This is a genomic window from Paenibacillus sp. JDR-2, from assembly GCF_000023585.1.
Classification (GTDB): Bacteria; Bacillota; Bacilli; order Paenibacillales; family Paenibacillaceae; genus Pristimantibacillus.
Window position 1 is genome coordinate 564,977 of the sequence record NC_012914.1, and the last position, 18,849, is coordinate 583,825.

At 56.8% G+C, this 18,849-nt stretch carries 14 protein-coding genes; 11 read left to right on the plus strand and 3 right to left on the minus strand.

Annotated elements, in window-relative coordinates; all coding sequences use genetic code 11:
- Window positions 1-4 precede the first annotated feature (4 nt).
- Window positions 5-1,396, plus strand: coding sequence for a glycoside hydrolase family 30 protein (locus PJDR2_RS02540; protein ID WP_012772479.1), 1,392 nt, complete (start codon window positions 5-7; stop codon window positions 1,394-1,396).
- 58 nt (window positions 1,397-1,454) lie between these two features.
- On the opposite strand, the gene PJDR2_RS02545 is transcribed toward PJDR2_RS02540, so the two are convergent.
- A complete protein-coding gene (locus tag PJDR2_RS02545) occupies window positions 1,455-2,438 on the minus strand; it encodes an oxidoreductase (RefSeq protein WP_012772480.1) in 984 nt (327 codons plus the stop codon).
- Window positions 2,439-2,633: 195 nt separating this feature from the next.
- Here PJDR2_RS02545 and PJDR2_RS02550 point away from each other — a divergent pair, with 195 nt between their 5' ends.
- The 7 genes from PJDR2_RS02550 (at window position 2,634) to PJDR2_RS02580 (ending at window position 8,440) form a co-directional block, all read left to right on the plus strand.
- Window positions 2,634-3,539, plus strand: a complete 906-nt coding sequence (locus PJDR2_RS02550; protein WP_012772481.1) for an AraC family transcriptional regulator — start codon at window positions 2,634-2,636, stop codon at window positions 3,537-3,539.
- A gap of 763 nt (window positions 3,540-4,302) precedes the next feature.
- A complete protein-coding gene (locus PJDR2_RS33045; RefSeq protein ID WP_190276176.1) occupies window positions 4,303-4,452 on the plus strand; it encodes a hypothetical protein in 150 nt (49 codons plus the stop codon).
- A gap of 42 nt (window positions 4,453-4,494) precedes the next feature.
- A complete protein-coding gene (locus PJDR2_RS02560) occupies window positions 4,495-5,346 on the plus strand; it encodes a hypothetical protein (RefSeq protein WP_012772483.1) in 852 nt (283 codons plus the stop codon).
- 68 nt (window positions 5,347-5,414) lie between these two features.
- Window positions 5,415-5,864: a flavodoxin gene (locus PJDR2_RS02565; protein WP_012772484.1), complete on the plus strand. Its 450-nt coding sequence runs from the start codon at window positions 5,415-5,417 to the stop codon at window positions 5,862-5,864.
- Between the two features lie 31 nt (window positions 5,865-5,895).
- Window positions 5,896-6,675, plus strand: a complete 780-nt coding sequence (locus PJDR2_RS02570) for a hypothetical protein (RefSeq protein WP_012772485.1) — start codon at window positions 5,896-5,898, stop codon at window positions 6,673-6,675.
- Between the two features lie 174 nt (window positions 6,676-6,849).
- Window positions 6,850-7,698: an AraC family transcriptional regulator gene (locus PJDR2_RS02575; protein WP_012772486.1), complete on the plus strand. Its 849-nt coding sequence runs from the start codon at window positions 6,850-6,852 to the stop codon at window positions 7,696-7,698.
- Window positions 7,699-7,768: 70 nt separating this feature from the next.
- Window positions 7,769-8,440, plus strand: coding sequence for an SOS response-associated peptidase (locus PJDR2_RS02580; protein ID WP_012772487.1), 672 nt, complete (start codon window positions 7,769-7,771; stop codon window positions 8,438-8,440).
- Window positions 8,441-9,054: 614 nt separating this feature from the next.
- On the opposite strand, the gene PJDR2_RS02590 is transcribed toward PJDR2_RS02580, so the two are convergent.
- Together PJDR2_RS02590 and PJDR2_RS02595 are read right to left on the minus strand one after the other, a co-directional pair.
- Window positions 9,055-10,038 carry an electron transfer flavoprotein subunit alpha/FixB family protein gene (locus tag PJDR2_RS02590; protein ID WP_012772488.1) on the minus strand — a complete coding sequence of 328 codons (984 nt, stop codon included), beginning with the start codon at window positions 10,036-10,038 and terminating at the stop codon, window positions 9,055-9,057.
- A gap of 863 nt (window positions 10,039-10,901) precedes the next feature.
- Window positions 10,902-11,720, minus strand: a complete 819-nt coding sequence (locus tag PJDR2_RS02595) for an electron transfer flavoprotein subunit beta/FixA family protein (protein ID WP_041613847.1) — start codon at window positions 11,718-11,720, stop codon at window positions 10,902-10,904.
- Window positions 11,721-12,139: 419 nt separating this feature from the next.
- On the opposite strand from PJDR2_RS02595, the gene PJDR2_RS02600 reads away from it, so the two are divergent.
- From PJDR2_RS02600 to PJDR2_RS02610, 3 genes are all read left to right on the plus strand, one after another.
- Window positions 12,140-14,374: a (Fe-S)-binding protein gene (locus tag PJDR2_RS02600; RefSeq protein ID WP_012772490.1), complete on the plus strand. Its 2,235-nt coding sequence runs from the start codon at window positions 12,140-12,142 to the stop codon at window positions 14,372-14,374.
- A gap of 102 nt (window positions 14,375-14,476) precedes the next feature.
- Window positions 14,477-16,894 carry a 3-hydroxyacyl-CoA dehydrogenase/enoyl-CoA hydratase family protein gene (locus PJDR2_RS02605; protein WP_012772491.1) on the plus strand — a complete coding sequence of 806 codons (2,418 nt, stop codon included), beginning with the start codon at window positions 14,477-14,479 and terminating at the stop codon, window positions 16,892-16,894.
- A gap of 736 nt (window positions 16,895-17,630) precedes the next feature.
- Window positions 17,631-18,842 (plus strand): acetyl-CoA C-acyltransferase, encoded by a 1,212-nt coding sequence (locus tag PJDR2_RS02610; RefSeq protein WP_012772492.1) that lies wholly within the window; start codon window positions 17,631-17,633, stop codon window positions 18,840-18,842.
- The last annotated feature ends 7 nt before the right edge of the window (window positions 18,843-18,849 follow it).

Sequence of the window (18,849 nt, forward strand, 5' to 3'; positions counted from 1 at the left end):
GCAAATGTCTGCAATACTCAAAACGGCAGTAACCACAAAAGAAGTTGAGGTGTGGCTCAGCTCGGAAATGACCCCGGGGAATACCCGCTGGTTTGAAGGGCCAACGGACCCGGCCTATGCGTTGAGCGGGCAGCCGAAGCTGGCGTTAACCGCTCCTTCCGTCTCGGATCAAACTACGATTCTGGTAACGCCTGCCCATTCGTATCAACAGATGCTGGGCATCGGGACTTCGGTGGAAGAGACAACGATCAACAATCTGCTGAAGATGGACGCTGCTTCGCAGGCGAGCTTTATTCAGCAGCTGGCGGACAAGGAGAAGGGTCTGGGCTTTAATCTGTTCCGGATTACGATCGGGACCTCGGATTTCACCGCGCAGCCGTTCTATACGTATAACGATCTTCCCGAGGGAGAGACCGATTTCGAGCTGAAGCATTTCAGTGTTCAGAAGGATATCGATCTGTCGATCTTCAGGGTGGTGCAGCTTCTGCTGAAGGCCGTGCCGGATGCGAAAATTTTCGCTTCGCCTTGGAGCCCGCCGGCCTGGATGAAGACAAACGGCGATCTGAAGCGGGGAAGCCTGAAGGAAGGCGCCGAGTACACGGAAGCGCTGGCGAAATATTACCGCCTGGCTATTCAGGCGTACGAGGAGCATGGCATTCCGGTTTGCGCGATGACGCTGCAAAACGAACCTCTGCTCGAGACCGACTATCCAAGCTGCTACATGTCGCCTGAACGTCAGCGCGAACTGGCGATTGCCCTCAAGCGCGAGTTCGAGGAGCATGGTCTAGCAACGGAGCTATGGATCTTCGATCACAACTTTGCGGATGCGATGGGTTATGTCACGCCGATTCTGAATGACTCCGAAGGCTATGCGGCGGTTGACGGCATTGCTCTCCACGACTATGACGGCTCTCCGGAAGTCATGAGCGAGATTCATGCGGCTTATCCGGAGAAGCCGATATATCTGACGGAGCGTTCCCTATGGGGAACGGCCGGCGCAGACCGGATGGCGCAATATTTCCGCAACTATGCCAGCAGCTATAACGCCTGGGTAACGATGCTCGACAGCAAGATCGGCACGCATCAATGGCTTGGGCAGCCCGGCCCAACGATGCTCGTGCAGGATGCGGATGAGCCAAGCCGGTTCTGGCGTACGCCGGAATTTAACCTGCTTGCGCAATACTCCCGTTTTGTCGAGCGCGGCGCTTACCGGATCGGCAGCACTTACGGCTCGCCGGAGACGGTAACCAATGTGGCGTTCCGCAATCCGGACGGCAGTCTTGTTATGGTCGTTATCAATCAGACGGCGGAAGAGCAGTTGTTCCGCGTGCTTTGCGACGGCAAGCAGTTCGTAGCGACGCTTCCTGCCGGGACCGTCGGTACGTACCGCTGGTAAGAATATGGAAAAGGCTGTCTCCAATTCGTGGAGACAGCCTTTTTTTCTAACCTTACGCTTACTTCAAATCAAGCTTAACACCGGTAAGCTGCTCGCTGAGCTGCCACAGACGGCCGGCGGCAACCTGGTCGGTTGCGCGAGGACGGATGCCGTGCATTTCGGTTGAGTCGTCGCTTGGCAGCGCGATGGCAATTTCGCAGTCCGCGCAATAGACGCCGCCCATGCCTTCCAGCTTAGGATTGGTTGCGCACCAGACGCTCGTTGCGGCACCCTGCTCAGGAGTCTTCCGGTTATTTTCCGGACTGATAATCGGCTTGCCCGATTTGTCGAACATGTCCAGGGAGTTGAGCTGTGCTTGCGACAAGTGACGCTGCAGATCGGTTGCGATACCGCCCGGATGGACGGAGAAGGCGCGTACGCCTTGGCTTTTGCCGATGGAGTCAAGCGCGACCGCGAACAGGGCATTTGCGGTTTTGGATTGTCCGTAAGCCGCCCAGGTGTCGTACTCGCGTCTTTCGAAGTTCAAGTCGTTGAAGTCGATGCCCGCCCGCCGATGGGCGAAAGAGGAGAGCGCGACTACGCGTGCTCCTTCCGCGCGGACAAGTGCCGGCCACAGGCGGCATGTAAGCTGGAAATGGCCAAGATGATTGGCTGCGAACTGGGATTCATAGCCCCGTTCGTCGCGTGTCAGAGGCACGGCCATAATACCTGCGTTGTTAACGAGAATGTGGAGTTTATCGAATTGGCTTAGGAACCGCTCTGCAAAAGCATCGATGGATGCAGGGTTCAGCAGGTCCATGGTATCCAGCAGGACGTCCGGCATGTCGGCAAGAGCGGCTTTCGCCTTCTCCATATCGCGGGCAGGAACGATGACCTTGGCGCCGGCGGAGCGGAACGCGCGAACGGTTTCCAATCCGATACCGGCGTAGCCGCCTGTGACCATAACGATTTTACCTGTTAAATCGATGCCTTTAATGACTTCGGCGGCAGTTGACGAAGCTCCGAATCCGGAGCCGATAGGTGCTTGCGGGGTTAACATCATATATCTCCTCCAATGAATGGTTGTGGGATGGTAGTTGGCTTAGCTCGAGCTCCTTCATTATGCATCAGCTGAATGGGCAGCCGGTATCACGATCGTCTCATAAGATTGCCCGATCTTATCACACCCATTTGCGCATGCATGGCTTGTATATTATGATGGGAGCATTAATCGGCAGTTCAAGGAGAAAGATAAGATATGGCTGAATCTACGCTTGAGCATTATGAGGCAACCGCTGAGCTTATTGATCGTTTTGCCGGACAACAAAACGGCGTCCACGAGACTCCGATTTCATCCCTGTTTTTATTTCGCCAAAATCAACCGACGGAACCCTCGCATGGCGTTCACAGTCGTTCCATTTGTTTTGTCTTTCAAGGAAAGAAGGAAGTATCGCTCGCCGAGGAGCGTTTTCCGTACAGCCCGGATGAGTACCTTGTGGCTTCCGTCGAGCTGCCGGTGATTAGCCGGATCCTTGAAGCTTCATCCGAGAGACCTTATCTGGCACTCAAGCTGGAATTCTCGCCGGAGCAAATTCTGGGAGTCATGAAGGAATCGGGGATACAGCCCCGGCCGCAGGAGCACGCAAGACGCGGCTTGTTTATCGGTCAGATGGAACGTTCTTTAACGGATGCGATTCATCGGTTAGTTCAACTGCTGGAACAACCGGATGATATTCCGCTGCTTGCGCCTCTTTTAATCAAAGAGATCCTGTATCGCATCCTGCAAAGCAAGCATGGGGTTAGCCTGGAGCAGCTGGCGCTTGAAGGCGGGGGAGCTTTTCGGATTAAAGAGGTCATTGACCATATCAAGAAAAATTACGAAAAATCAATTCGTAGCGATGAGCTTGCGGCAATCGCGAATATGAGCGTTCCCACGCTATATAGACATTTTAAAGAAGTCACGGCCATGAGTCCGATTCAGTTCCAAAAGCATCTGCGCCTGCAGGCTGCACGCAGCTTGTTATTATCCGAGCCCGTGAATGCCGCCGATGTCGCTTTCCGGGTAGGCTACGAGAGCCCGTCTCAATTCAGCCGGGAATATGCCAGAATGTTCGGCCTTTCGCCGATTCAAGATATTAAACGATTAAGAACGTTCGACGCCTAACTCTGGTGTGGAACGCAACGACGCCCAACGGCCGCAGCCGTCGGGCGTTTTTATGAGGTGGGAGGCAGGTCGCACAAGGACATCGTATATGACTCACCAACACGTCACGCCGCACTCCGCATGCGCCCCGCAGACGGCGCCAGTATAACACACGCCGCACTCCGCATATAGCACATTAACACCACCCCGTGCTGCACGCCACTCGTACGGCACATCACTCCTAGGCTACATTGCACGTTTTACAGCATAATTGGTCCTAAACGCCTGTTTTGTCCGTTTATGTTACACGATATGCAGGATATTCCACTTAAATAAGCTCATATGGGGGACTCACGGGGGAATACACTGCATTTCGGGCAGAGTAAAACGCGGATTTGGCTTATAGGATGGGAATATGCTGCATAAGGTGCAATGTAATGGCAAGCTGTTCTGACAAGCTGAACGGAAAATTTGTCAGCAAGACAAATATTTTGGCGGGAGCGGGCATACCTTGTAACATTATGCACAAATATTTGCGAGCGAGGCAGTCATGCGGGTACGGCATGGCTGCTACTGGTGTCGAATTTAACGCAGCTGACCATGCCGTCCAAAGCTTTAGAAGAAGGCGAAGATTAAGGACTTGGGTACGGTTGACAGTGCCATTGAGAATGGTTATCATGTATGTAACGAAACTGATAATCATTATCAATCATGGGATGGGCAGCAGCTGTATACGCACCACCGGGCAAGAGGTCCGGGCTTCGCGCAAAGGGAGGTTCTAACGTTGGGTTTATTGTATGAAATGGTCTTGAAGAAGAAGAAGCAAATACATCCAGTCCGTCAGACGGAGAGCGAAGAACGGGAATCGAAGCCGTGGCAGGTCGAGTCCATCATTATTCATAAGGCAGATGACCGGAAAGAACACAACAAGTAAGCCTGCGCGGGCAGGCCTTACATAGCATTGGAGCTGAAAAATGTGAAGGAAAGTCGGTTTAATCAGAACGGTCAGCCGGGGAATACGGCGGATCAGATCAATCACGAAGGCAAGCCGTGGAACTGGATGCTGTTTCCTTTTTCGTCGGTACGGGTTAGCCAAGATTCGATAATAGCTGCTTCGGTTGGTTATGGCGTATACGAGATTGACGAATTCGGAGAGTGGACGAAGCTGGCGGCGGGGCTGCCGCCTCATGCGAGCGTGAACCGGCTTCAGCTTCATAGCGGTATTTTGCACGCCTGCACGAGTGAAGGGTTATTCCTGTACGAGGATGAGGAGTGGGTGGATACGGGGCTTGCTGTTCCATGCTCCCAATACCGCATTCTGGGCGGAACCGGCTATGCGGCGACCGAATACGGGCTGTGGTCGGAAGTGCGCGGCGAATGGCAAAAGTTTGCATGCCCGGGCAAAAAGGTATTCGACTTCATGAACCTTCCCCAATATCTCGTTGTTGGCCATGAGAGCGGAATTTCACTGTATGACCGGTTTATGGACGAATGGGCCGAGTTTGAGCTGAACCGGGCGGTCACCAGCCTATCGGTATTCCGCGGGCATCTGATTGTAGCAAGCGATAAGGGAGAGCTGCTGGTCGGGGATAAAAGAGGCCGGTTCGAACGGATCCGCTTCAGCGGCAAATTTGTTTTCTCCGTTGTATCGATTGGCATTGATACTTATGTGTGTACGGACCATGGTCTATTTCGGCTTAGCATGATTCAGAACCAGTTCGCGCTTCTGTCGGTTAAGCTTGGTTATCCGGTGACGGACGTCGAGCTCCGTGATGGCAGACTGTACATGGCGACCTTATTTCAAGGCATTCAATATTTAGATATCTAAGCAAAAGCGGGATGCTGCTTCCTTAAGAGGAGCGGTTAAGTTTCCCGCACATTATTCAGGAGGTCTTCATGAAGGTCATTGTGGCGTATGCAAGTTTGACGGGAAATACGGAGGAAATGGCGGAAGCCATTGCCGCTGGCGCAAGAGAAGCAGGAGCGGAAGTTGTCGTAAGAGATGCTTATGATGCGGATGCATCCGAGCTGGACCAATATGAGGGCATTGCGATTGGCGCATACACTTGGGGAGACGGCGAGCTGCCCGATGAATTCATAGATTTTTACGAAGCGTTAAGCAATCTGGATTTAAGCGGACGCAAGGCCGTAGTATTTGGCTCAGGAGATACTTCTTACCCGATCTTCTGCGGGGCAGTGGATACGATTGAAGCTAAGCTGAAGGAGATTGGAGCGGAGCTCGTGCTGCCTGGCCTGAAGGTTGAATTCGATCCGTCCAAGGATCAGATTATCGAGTGCAAGGCTGCAGGCTGGCTGATAGCGGGATCAGTACCTGCTGTCAAATAGATGCATGAAGTTCCGGGGGAGGTGGCCGGCTTTGGATGCTGCGGCAAAGGTGACGGTAATTGAAGATTATAAGCTGGAGGAGCTCCTGAGATGTCCGTACCGGTATGCCAAACGGCAGGGAGCCGCGTCATCGGCTAAGGCGGAGGTCAATTGGATGCAGCTTGCCCAGGTGGCTGTCAGCCATGTGGTGAATGCTTTTTTTATGACACCTGAGGGAGAACGGGCAAATTTCTCTATTCCGGATAGGCTGGAGCGCTGGTGGACCAACAAGGTAGCGAAATTCGAGTCTCCGGAGCATTATTGGTCCATCAGGCAGCAATTGATTGACGGTCTACATTCCTTATTAATAAGCGAAAAATCCTACACTCCAATTATTCTGTTCGAGCAGCATCAGGTTTTTGTGCCGGAGCTCCAGGTGGAGCTGATGCAAATTTTTCAAGCGGTGTTGAAGAGTGAGAACGGTGATCCTTCCGATTATATCGTGCGCAAATACATTATTGACGAGGATGAAGAGAGCATCGCTTTGTTTCAGCATTTGACGGCGGTTTTTTGCTCAAGCGCCTTTGGGCGGCTGCCGCTTCGAATTGAAGTGCTGCCCGTCTTAAGCGGCAATCGGCGCATTGTGCATCCCGATAAGGAGTCGCTTGAACAATCGCTGGATTATATGAAGCTGGCTGCAAGCTTTATGCCGGAAGCATCGTCCGCGGCAGGGCTGCGCAAATCGAAAGGGTCCGCGGAATGCCGCCGCTGCCCGTTTCTCGGAGAATGTCTGAGCCCGGTTGAGGAATCAGCCGAAGCTATCATCATGTAACAGGAAAGCCCTATTCTTCTAATAGAGGAATAGGGCTTTTTTTTCATAGGCTGGATCTGTCGAACATTGTAGACAAATGGCAATGATTTCGGTAACATGGCAATAGCTTTTATGAAGTTTTTGCATACATACACACCACTGAGACAACATTGAGACAACAAGGAGAGGTTTATTGTGTCGGAGGAATTGCTGCTGACCTTTCGGTCACCGCCGCTGCCATTTTTCATAGAATCGAATCGGAGAACCTATCAAGCGGGGGAAGAGCATCCGAACCGGACGAATCTTGGCGTATTTGATCTCCTGTTCGTTCAGCAGGGCTCGCTCTACATCGCGGAGGAGGGCAACCGTTGGACGCTTCAAGCCGGGGATGTGCTCATTCTGCGGCCGGATCGTTGGCATCACTCTTTTAAGCCTTGCCAAGAGGAGACCGTATTCGACTGGGTGCATTTCCAGACGGTTGGAGCTTGGGAGGAAACGGAGGCAAGCCAGGGATCGCTGCGCGGGGATTATTACACGTATGCCATTCGCCTGCCGAAAAAAATGCATTTATCGTTCCCGGACGAAGCGAAGCTTCTGTTCTCCCAGCTGCATGAAGCGGCGCAAAGCTCCTCGCATGGCGCCTTCTGGGAACGCCAGCAGCGTTTTCTCCATTTGCTGCAGATGCTTGACGAGGGCTGGCGCTCGGATGCGGCGAAGGCCGGGGTATCGGTTGCGGAACGCGCTGCCGCTTATCTGAAGATGAATTACCGCAGCGTGATTACGAATACGATGCTGAGCGAAGCGCTTCAGCTGCATACGAACTACATTACCCGCTGCATGACGGAGGTGTTCGGCTGTACGCCGCAGCAATATTTGCTGTATTACCGCCTCGACCAGGCGAAGCTGCTGCTTATCAAGACAGACTGGCCGATCGCAAGAGTGGCGGAGGAGACGGGATTCCGTCAGACGCCGCATTTCTCCAGGCTTTTTGCCGCGCAGACCGGCATGCCGCCGCTTAAATTCCGCAAACGATTCACGAATTAATGGAAATGTACGCATAATCATCCCGCGCTTTAGAGAATACTTGGTTAAAAAGCGCTGGGGGTTATTGCACATGATTGAACGTTATTCCATTACCGCGGATGTTGGAGATATGATTGAGGCTTTTAAGGTGGAGCAGTTGATTAATTGTTACACGAACCGGTTTAATGTAGCGCCGACGCAGACGGTGTCCATTGTGATGAACGATCGCTGGGGACTCCGGACGATGCATGATGCTAGATGGGGACTGTTCCCGTTCTGGGCAAAAGATTCCGTAAACGCGGATAGCTCCATGCTGTCGAACAAGCCTTTCTTCGAGCGGATGCTGCGCAAGCAGCGCTGCGTTGTGCCTTGCAGCGGATTTTTCGGCTGGCAGAAGGGACAGAAGGAGAAGGACTCGCGGGCGATGCATATCGTGGTGCCAAACCATAGAGTATTCGGAATTGCCGGCTTCTTCGACGTATGGCGGAATTACAGCGGGCAAGAGGTGCGCGCTTTTACGATGATTACCGCACCGGCCACCGGGACGATGTCGCAATGGCAGCCTAACGTGCCGGTTATCATGGACGAAGAGGGAATGGAGGATTGGCTGAATCCCAGCATCTCGGATTTCCGTTCGCTGCGCAAGCATCTGGAGCCGATGGACAGCTACCGCATGAGAGCTTATCCGGTCACCAACGCGGTGAACGACGAAGCTTACGAGTCGCCGGATTGTATCCGGGAGATCCGCCCGGATTTTGCATAGGAACGAGTAAAGGGACTGCTCCCAAGTGGGAGCAGTCCCTTTTTTGTACGCCGGGGGCGGTGCTTGACCGGGCAATTGGTCAAAAGGGGGGGATTAGCCAAAGCGGCACCGGGTAACCATGAGCCGGCAAGAACAGGGTAACGCAGGAAAACCGGAAGTCCGGAAAAACCGGAAAAACCGGAAGCCCGGAAATCCGGAAGCCCGGAAGCCCGGAAGCCCGGAAGCCCGGAAGCCCGGAAGCCCGGAACCCCGGAAGCCCGGAACCCCGGAAGCCCGGAACCCCGGAAGCCCGGAAGCCCGGAACCCCGGAACCCCGGAACCCCGGAACCCCGGAACCCCGGAACCCCCGGCCATCACGGTAAACTACGCTAACGAAACTTGGTAACGTTATTTGCCCGATAGTAGCGGTTTACGGAATCTAACGAAACCTGGTATCGCTATTTGGTGCTTTTGACTGGTTTAGAGGGTCAATTAGCCGCAATAGCGATATGTAGTTTCGTTAGAATTGCGCGAGGCTTCTTTTTGGCGAAATAAGAATCTGTAGTTTCGTTAGCGGGGATCAACAGGATTAACCGAACCGATGATTAGCTTGGTTAATGCTTAAATCCATTAAGTTAACCGGATTGCGTTCTGCGGAACTCCTCCGTTAATAGCGGAACAACCTCGAATAGGTCTCCGACGATGCCGTAGTCAGCAACGCTGAAGATAGGGGCGTCGGGGTCTTTGTTGATCGCGATAATGACACGCGATTGGCTCATGCCGGCAAGATGCTGGATGGCGCCGCTAATGCCGCAGGCAATATAGAGCTGCGGCGTAACGACTTTGCCGGTCTGCCCGATCTGCAGGGCATAGCCGCAGTAGCCGGCATCGCAGGCGCCGCGCGAGGCGCCAACCGCGCCGCCGAGCACGCCGGCGAGCTCTTGAAGCGGCTCGAAGCCGGCCGAGCTGCGCACGCCCCTGCCGCCGGAGACGACCACGTCGGCCTCGGCGAGATCGATTTGACCGCCGGCGCGGCGCACAAGCGAGCGCACCGCGGTCAGAATTGGCGGCACCGTGAACGGCAGCGCCTGCACGGTGCCTTGGGGCTCGCCGGCCGGCAGGGTCTCGGCCGGCTCGAAGTTGTTCGGGCGGACCGTGACGACCCACGGCCGGCCCGGGGTGAAGCTGCGCCGCTCGAACGCCTTGCCGGCGTAGAGCGGCCGCGTGAACACGCCATCGGTTTCATCGATGGCGGTCACGTCTGCGACGTGGCCGGCGCCGATGGCTGCGGCCACGCGGGGCGCGAGCTCGCGCCCTACGGCGGTATGGCCGAGCAGCAGCGCGTCCGGCCTTACCGCCTCTATAGCTGCGCGCAAGGCGGCGATGTACGCCTCTGGCGCGAAGGCGCGAAGGGCCGGGTCGTCCGCTACATGGACGACGTCCGCCCCTCGCGCAGCCAGCGCGGCTGCTTCATCGGCCGCTCCGCCGGGAGCCGCGAGGACGGCATGGACCGAGCCGTCCGCACCGGCTAGCCGCCGCGCGGCGCCAAGCGCCTCAAGCGCTACGCGGCGCAGCTTGCCGTCCCGGCACTCGGCGAACACGAGTATCGTTCTTCCCATCTTATTTCCTCCTTTGTTGCAGGTCGAGCTGCAAGTGAAATTTGATCTCCAAAGTTGCTGAAGTAACTTGCTGAGTAGTCGTTGGGGCAATAAGACCCTGAGAGGGCTTTATTGCACTAGATTGGGTTGCGATTGTATAGGATAAGACCCTCATAGGGTCTTATTTCTGTTGCAGTCGGGTCTTTTCAATGCTTTTCTGGCTTTTACGGTTACGATAAGGCCCCGGCAGGGTCTTATCTGAACGATTAGGAAGATGAAATACCTCGATAAGACCCTGGGAGGGTCTTATTAGGTACACACTGAGCAAGCTACTTGGCACGTTAAGGTCCCTTAGGGATCTTAACAACCAGCGAAAGAGCGCAAAAAGCCGCCATGTGAGTGGGGCCGCACAAGGTTAAGGTCCCTCAGGGCACTTAACCATCTAAATAAGCTAGTAGTGTGGCTCTTTAAGGTCCCTTAGGGACCTTAATAACCAGCATGCGAGCGCAAAAGCCGCCACGTGGGTGGGGCCGCACAAGGTTAAAGTCCCTCAGGGATCTTAACCAGCAAAATAAGCTAGTAGTCTGGCAAGTTAAGGTCCCTTAGGGACCTTAACAATCAGCAATCGATCGCCAAACAGCCGCCACGTGGGTGGGGCCGCACAAGGTTAAGGTCCCTCAGGTTTCTTAACCAGCAAAATAAGCTAGTAGTCTGGCAAGTTAAGGTCCCTTAGGGACCTTAACAATCAGCAATCGATCGCCAAACAGCCGCCAAGTTGTTGGATCCGCACAAGTTAAGAGCCCTTAGGGCCTTAACCTGTTCTGCCCAAAACCTAAGGCAGCTCTCTCGTTAACCGCCTTAACGTTTAACGCCGTGCAGCCGCCTCACTGCGGCAGCTGGCCCTCCGCCTGCAGCAGGCGGACAAGCTCCGCCGCCTGCTCGCCGGGCGTCCCGGCGAGGCGCCGGCCGGCTGCGCGCGGCGCCGGCGGAAAAAGCGCAAGGCGCGATGTCCGCGCGCCTTCCTCCTCGCCGCCTGCGGCTGCCGACACACGGGCGAGCGGCTTCCGCTTCGCCTTCATAATGCCCGGCAGCGACGGATACCGCGGCTCGTTGAGCCCTTGCTGCGCGGTGATCAGCGCTGGCAGCGGGATCACAACCGTCTCCGTGTCGCCCTCGACATCGCGCTCCACGACAGCAAACCTCGCCGCCGACGCTGCGCCAGGCGGCAGCTCGCCGGATGCCTTCGCTTCATCCGGCTGGGCTATGCCAACCTTCACCGCTGCGGACGCATGAGGCAGACCAAGCCGCTCCGCGACCTGGAGCGCTACGCTCCCGGAGCCGCTGTCGACGGCGAACAAGCCCGCCAGCAGCAGATCCGGCTTGAGCGGCTCGATAACCTTCGCGAGCGCAGCGGCCAGCGCGAAGCTGTCGCCGCTCTCCAAGGTAGCTGCGTCGAGCCGGATCGCTTCGTCCGCTCCCATCGCAAGCGCGGTCCGCAGCGCCTCCTCCGAACGGTCGCCGCCGCAGGAGACAACCCGTACCTCGCCGCCATGCACCTCGCGCTGGCGCAGCGCCTCCTCGAGGGCATATTCGTCATAGGGATTAATGACGAGCTTGGCGTCCGCTTCCGCAACGGAGCCATCCTTTACGATAATTTTTTCTTCCGTATCAAATGTCTGCTTGAGTAGAACGACAATGTTCAGCACTGCAGCAACCTCCTCAGACTATAATTCCATGCTCTATTTCGCCCGGCTGACACGCCTCTCCCGCAGCATGGCCGCGGCAGGCTGCAAGGCTCGGCTAAACCGCTTTCCATCAGTGCTACGATATGAGTCAACTCGGCCAAATAGACCGTCCGCACCGGCGAAAGGGGCGGCATGTTCATGCTTTCGGGCTCATATACTGGAGCACCGCGGTTTTTTTGAAAATGCTGCCCCTCCTTCAAGACGGAGCAGCCGTTCACCTTGAATTCCAAGCGTTTATAAGTTTTCTCTTGTAAACATGGCTCGGAATTCTTCGGATTGAAACGCGCTCTCCCGACACGGGAAGGAGCAGCCGTTTCATTTTGTCACAACGCTAAAAAGCTTGTCCGAATCGAGGGCTGCAAAAGGGGGCGTGGCCATTGCTGGAATGGTGGTCGGCAGAAGTAGCGACAGCTGCACTCAGGTGGATTTTGTTCGCGGCGGTATTGGGGGTAGCCGCAGTCGCTTTTATTACGGTCGTCTTGCGCAGGGTGGGCTATATCAAGCTTGGCCGGGCAGCCGCCCATGAGGCGATGCCATCGGATGAGCGGAGGGAATTAGCCGGACGTCCCTCGGTAGCGGGACAGGTGCTCGGGCACAGCAAGCTGCTGCGCGATATCCGGAGCGGCGTCATGCATTTCATTTATTTTTACGGTTTTATCGTTTTGCAGTTTGGAGCGGCGGATATCATCTGGAAAAAACTCAGCGGTCGCCCGATTCCGTTTCCCTTCTACGGCCAGTTCGCCTGGTCGCAGGAGCTGACGGTCTCGCTTGTCCTGCTTGCGGTCCTGTACGGGGGCTTCCGCCGGTATATCGAGCAGCTGCCAAGGCTGAAGCGCGGCTGGAAGCCTTCGCTTGTCCTGTGGTTTATCGGCGGCCTGATGCTGACTGTCCTGCTGACGCTTTCCTTCGAGCGGCTGTCGGGAGATCCGCATGCCGTAGCTGGCCGTTTTGCGCCTGTTTCCTCCGTGCTTGCGGATTGGATCGGGAAGCTTGGCGTGCCTGCAGGCAGCATTGCATCGGAAGCGGGTTATGAGCTGTTCTGGTGGATGCATCTCTTGGTGCTGCTGTCTTTCCTTGTGTACGTGCCGCAGTCGAAGCATTTTCACCTGCTGACGGCTCCCGTGAATTTATGGCTTGGGCGCAATGCGCCGGTTGGCCGGCTGGCACCGCTTAATCTGGAGGATGAGGACGCGGAGTATTTCGGCGCGGGCAAAATCGAGCATTTTACGCAAAAGCAGCTGCTTGACCTGTACGCCTGCGTGGAATGCGGCCGCTGCACGAATGTTTGCCCGGCTTCGAATACCGGCAAGCTGCTGTCGCCGATGCATCTCATGACAAAGCTCCGGGATCACCTTACGGAAAAAGGTGCCGCCATTACGTCCAAATCGCCGTGGGTTCCAACGTTTATGGGAGGTCAGGCGGCAGGAGCGCATGTGATGGGCGCGCTGATTCCGTCCTGGGAGGATAGTCCGGAAGGAAGCGTAACCTCCATTATTCCGACCATGACGGCGCAGAAGCAGGCTTGGAATGCCCGGGAGGGAACAAAGCCGGATGAGCTGGAGCTGATCGGAGACGTCATGAGCGAGGAGGAGCTGTGGGCATGCACGACCTGCCGCAATTGCGAGGAGATGTGCCCGGTTGGCAACGAGCATGTCGACAAAATCATCGATATGCGCCGTTATCTCGTGCTGATGGAAGGCCGCCTGCCGTCTGACGGCCAGCGCGCTCTGCAAAACATCGAACGCCAAAGCAACCCGTGGGGACTTCCGAGAGCCGAGCGCGCGGCTTGGATCGACGAATGCGAGAGCCGTACCGGCGTCCGGGTTAAGACGATGCAGGAAATCAAGCGTGCGGGAGCGCCAAAGCCGCATTTTCTGCTGTGGGCAGGTTCCATGGGCTCATACGATACGCGAAGCCGGAAGGTGCTGTACGATCTCGTGCGGCTCCTCGACCAGGCGGGAGTGTCGTTTGCCACGCTTGGGGCAGAGGAGCGGAACTCGGGGGACACGCCTCGCAGGATTGGCAACGAGCTGCTTTTCCAGGAGTTGTGCCGTGAAAATATCGAGACCATCGTCCGTTACGGGATAACCCGTATCGTAACGGCCTGCCCGCATACGCTTAACACTTTCCGCAAGGAGTACCCGGACTTCGGGCTTCCGTCGGACGTCAGGATCGAGCATCATACGGAGCTGCTGGCCCGGCTGCTGAAGGATGGGCGGTTAACCCCCGAGCATCTCGTCAAAGAACGCGTAACCTACCATGATTCCTGCTATCTCGGACGTTATAACGGCATCTACGATGCACCGCGCGAGGTGCTGAAGGCGATTCCGGGCATCGAGATCGAAGAGATGGCGAGGAACCGCGAGAACGGCATGTGCTGCGGAGCGGGCGGCGGCCTCATGTGGATGGAGGAGCAAAGCGGCGTCCGCGTTAACCGCGCCAGAGTATCGCAAGCGCTGGAGGTGCGGCCTACGGTCATCGGCTCGGCCTGCCCGTATTGCCTAACGATGATGGAAGACGGGCTGAAGCTTCTCGAGGCCGATGAGCAGACGGCGGCACGCGATGTGGCGGAGCTGCTTGCGGCAAGCGTGTTTGGCAAGGAGACGGCTTAACGGCACGGCTGAAAAGACGGCTCATGCGGTCAAAGCAAAAACCATCAAGAACCGCCTATCTAGGCTGTTTGCAGGATACTTTTTTTCAGGAGGGACTAATCAATGTCGATGAATCGAACGGGTACGGTGAGGCGCGCGGCCGTCATTGGCTCCGGCGTTATGGGCGCGGGAATTGCCGCGCATCTGGCGAATGCCGGCATGCGCGTGCTGCTGCTCGATGTCGTGCCGCAGGCTTTGCTTCCGGAGGAGGAAAAACGCGGGCTGACGCTGGCTTCCCCGCAGGTGCGCAGCCGCCTTGCGCAAGCTGCCGTTGCCCGTATGGCGAAGGCGCAGCCTGCTCCGCTGTATGAGCCGTCTTTTGCCGGGCGGATTACGGCTGGTAATCTCGAGGATCATCTGGCGGGATTATCCGAGGTGGATTGGATTGTGGAGGCGGTTGTCGAGCGGCTGGACGTAAAGCGAAGCCTGTTCGAGCGGGTGGAGAGCGTGTGGAAGCCGGGAACGATTGTGTCCTCCAATACATCGGGCTTATCGGTAGCCGAGATGGTGGAGGGCAGGAGCGATGCGTTCCGGCAGCATTTTGCGGTGACGCATTTTTTCAACCCTCCGCGTTATATGAAGCTGGTTGAGGTAGTGCCGACGAGCGATACGGCTCCCGAGGTTACGGCACTATTGACCGCGTTATGCGAGGAACGGCTTGGCAAAGGCGTTGTTGTGGCGAAGGATACGCCTAACTTTATCGCCAACCGGATCGGCACATACGGCATGCTGGTGACGCTGGAGGAGGGTCTGAGGTTTGGGCTTACGGTGGAGGAAGCGGATGCGCTGACGGGTCCTGCGATGGGGCGGCCCAAGACGGCAACGTTCCGGATGCTGGATCTTGTCGGCCTCGATACGCTGCTTCACGTCGTCGACAACGTCCGGGAGAAAAGCACGGATGCGGCTGAACGCGAGACGTTTGCAAGGCCTCCGCTTTTGGGGCAGCTGGTGGCATCGGGCCGGCTGGGCGAAAAGAGCGGGGGCGGCTTTTACCGGAAAATCAGGGGGCAGAAGGGCGGCAGCGAGATCGAATCGCTTGATTTGGAATCGCTTGCTTACCGGCCGCGGAGCTCGGTAAAGGGACCAATCATCGATGCGGCCAAGGCGGCAAAAGGCACGGGCGCAAAGGTCCGGGCGCTTATCGGCACGGATCCGAAACATAAATATGCCCAGTTCGCCTGGCAGACGGTTAAGCGCACGCTTCTTTATTCGGCAGCCCTGGCTGGCGTTATCGCCGATTCCATCACGGATATCGATAAAGCGATGAAATGGGGCTTCAGCTGGGAGCTTGGGCCGTTCGAGCTGTGGGATGCGCTTGGATTAGAGAAGTCCGTAGCCCGGATGAAGGCCGAAGGCGACGCGGTGCCGGAATGGGTACTGGCGTGGATTGCGGAAGGGAACGGAAGTTTTTATAAGGTACAGGAGGGCAGACGGTCCGTGTACGCCGGCGGGGGCGGAGGGTATGCGGCCGAAGAGCCGTCACCGGATGAGATCTCGCTTGCTGCTCTGAAGGAAGCCGGCAGGGCGGTGCTGCGCACCTCGGACGCCAGCCTTATCGATCTTGGAGACGATGTGGTCTGCCTCGAATTCCATTCGCAGAACAACGCCATCGGCGGCGAGATTCTGACGGCTATCCGGCGGACGGCCGAGGAGGTTAGCAAGAACTGGCGCGGGCTTGTTATCGCGAACGACGGACGCAACTTCTGCGTAGGCGCAAATCTGCTGCTTCTTTTGATGGAGGCGCAAAACGGCGAATGGGATGAAGTCGAGGACATCATCCGGATGTTCCAGAGCAGCATGCTGTCTATCAAAAAATTAGACCGTCCCGTCGTTGCCGCGCCTCACCGGATGACGCTTGGCGGAGGCGTCGAAGCTTGCCTGCCTGCCGACCAGATCATTTTCTCGCCGGAGACGTACTTCGGTCTCGTCGAGACCGGGGTTGGCCTGATCCCGGCGGGCGGCGGTTCGAAAGAAGCTGCCGTTATGGCTGCGGCAAGGGCGGGAGGCGGCGAAATCCAGCCGCATTTGAACGCCTTGTTCGAGACGGTTGCGATGGCCAAAACGTCTACCAGCGGCTTTGATGTTGGCCGCATCGGGCTGAAGCGCCCGCAGGACCGCGTTATTATGCGGCAGGACGCGCGGATTGCCGAAGCGAAGCGGGCGGTGCTTGAGCTGGATCGGGCGGGCTATACGCCGCAGCCCGAGGCTCGCGTCCGCGTGGCTGGCCGCGAGGGCAAAGCCGTGCTTCGCATGGGCGTGCACAGTCTGCTGCTGGGCGGGCAGATCAGCAAGCATGACGCGCTGATTGGCAATAAGCTCGCGCATGTGATGGCCGGCGGCGATGCCGCGCCGGGAGCGGAGGTAAGCGAGCAGTATCTGCTCGACCTGGAATGCGAAGCCTTCCTCAGCCTCTGCGGCGAACGCAAAACGCAGGATCGCATGAGCCACATGCTCTCCACGGGCAAGCCGCTGCGGAATTAGGATGAAGCAGGGCCAGCTCGTTCGAGGCCGGTCGGCGGGGACTGCGTGATTAGCTGTCTATGGTGCTAGGCGCTAGGGTGCTTCACGGGGGCTCCGTGCAATCCGGGTAACACAAACTCTCGCTCAGAATGGATTCCATCCAACCTAATGACGCATTATCGACCAGTAACTAACTCTACGTTGGATTACATCCAACAAAATCGGCGCAATGCCTGCGTGTAGCTCAACTGCAACGAAATTGACTGTAGAAGCTCTAACGTAAATCGTTATGAGGCGCGAATTGTTTGCGTTCTGTTGGAGGAAATTCACTGTAAGATGCTGCGCTTAAGCCGTTAGGGCCTTTTAGGGGCCTTAACGTTAAACGAACTTGCAATATGAAGCGCATTAAGGTCCCTAAAGGGCTTTAGTACTCAGATTTCAGGTGGAAAACGTTGCGTATCGTGTTGATTTCATAAGGTTAGGGTCCCTAATGGGCCTTAACCACCCTACGAGATGTCGATTGAGGCCGGATAAGATCCCTAAAGGGCCTTAACGTCGAAGCAAGTCCAGAAGCTACTCGAAAACAAGGGTTGAGCAGCAAATAAGGCCCTCCGAGGGTCTTATCTGCCACGTTCACCGGGAGACGGAGTGCGATAAGACCCCCGCGGGGTCTTATCGCACTCGCGAGCAAGCACTGCAACAAAGGCGCCGCCTGCGCGATGAGGTGCGGGCGGCGCCAAAAAGAAGGAGGCGCTTTATGGGAGCAGCGGGCAAATTTGCGGACCATGACCGCGATGCCGTTATCGTATCCGCGGTACGAACCGCGGTGGGCAAGGCGAAGAAGGGAAGTCTCGCGGAGACGAGGGCAGAGGACCTTGGACGGGCCGTGTTGACCGCGGCTGTTGGCCGGGTTCCGGGGCTTGATGCGGTTGACGTCGAGGATGTCATTATCGGCTGTGCCATGCCGGAGGGCGAGCAAGGGCTGAATATGGCGCGGATTATTTCGCTCTATTCGGGCTTCCCGGTTACAACGCCGGCCGTCACGATTAACCGGTTCTGCGCTTCGGGTCTGCAGGCGATCGCTTACGCGGCTGAACGCATACGTCTCGGCGATGCCGACATCCTCGTCGCAGGCGGCGTGGAAAGCATGAGCCATGTGCCGATGACCGGCTTTAAGCTGGCTCCGCATCCGGGCATTGTGGATGCTATGCCGGAGGTGTACATGGGCATGGGTCACACCGCCGAGGAAGTGGCACGCCGCTATAACGTTACCCGCGCGGCGCAGGATGCGTTTGCCGCGTCCAGCCATCGCAAAGCGGCGGCTGCGATTCAGGAAGGCCGCTTCAAAGACGAGATCGTGCCGGTGACGGCAACGAGGTCCGATGTGAACGAATACGGCCGGCCGGTGGAGCGGACCTTCACCTTCGACACCGATGAAGGCGTGCGCGCGGATACGACGCCGGAGACGCTTGCGCCGCTGAAGCCGTCTTTTGCCCGGGAAGGTACGGTTACGGCCGGCAACTCCTCGCAGATGAGCGACGGCGCGGCCGCGGTTGTTGTGATGAGCCGCGCCAAGGCGAAGGAGCTTGGGCTGACGCCTCTTGCCGCATTCCGTACCTACCGGGTTGCAGGAGTAGCGCCGAAAGTGATGGGCATTGGACCTATCGAGGCTATTCCAAAAGCGCTTAAAGCCGCTAACCTAACGGTTGGCGATATTGATGTTTTAGAGCTGAATGAGGCTTTTGCCGCCCAATGCGTGCCGATTATCGAGCAGCTTGGCATCGACCCTGAACGCGTGAACGTAAACGGCGGGGCGATTGCGCTTGGCCATCCGCTTGGCTGTACGGGGACGAAGCTGTCGGTATCGCTTATTCACGAATTGAAAAGGCGCGGCGGAGGAATCGGAGTAGTCACGATGTGTGTCGGCGGAGGTATGGGAGCCGCAGGGGTGTTTGAGGTATACGCGTAGCACAGCG

Excerpts from the sequence above, each read along its gene's own strand:
- PJDR2_RS02540 (WP_012772479.1), top strand. The coding sequence starts at position 5 with ATGTCTGCAATACTCAAAACGGCAGTAACCACAAAAGAAGTTGAGGTG.
- PJDR2_RS02545 (WP_012772480.1), bottom strand. The coding sequence starts at position 2,438 with ATGATGTTAACCCCGCAAGCACCTATCGGCTCCGGATTCGGAGCTTCG.
- PJDR2_RS02550 (WP_012772481.1), top strand. The coding sequence starts at position 2,634 with ATGGCTGAATCTACGCTTGAGCATTATGAGGCAACCGCTGAGCTTATT.
- PJDR2_RS02565 (WP_012772484.1), top strand. The coding sequence starts at position 5,415 with ATGAAGGTCATTGTGGCGTATGCAAGTTTGACGGGAAATACGGAGGAA.
- PJDR2_RS02580 (WP_012772487.1), top strand. The coding sequence starts at position 7,769 with ATGATTGAACGTTATTCCATTACCGCGGATGTTGGAGATATGATTGAG.
- PJDR2_RS02590 (WP_012772488.1), bottom strand. The coding sequence starts at position 10,038 with ATGGGAAGAACGATACTCGTGTTCGCCGAGTGCCGGGACGGCAAGCTG.
- PJDR2_RS02605 (WP_012772491.1), top strand. The coding sequence starts at position 14,477 with ATGTCGATGAATCGAACGGGTACGGTGAGGCGCGCGGCCGTCATTGGC.
- PJDR2_RS02610 (WP_012772492.1), top strand. The coding sequence starts at position 17,631 with ATGGGAGCAGCGGGCAAATTTGCGGACCATGACCGCGATGCCGTTATC.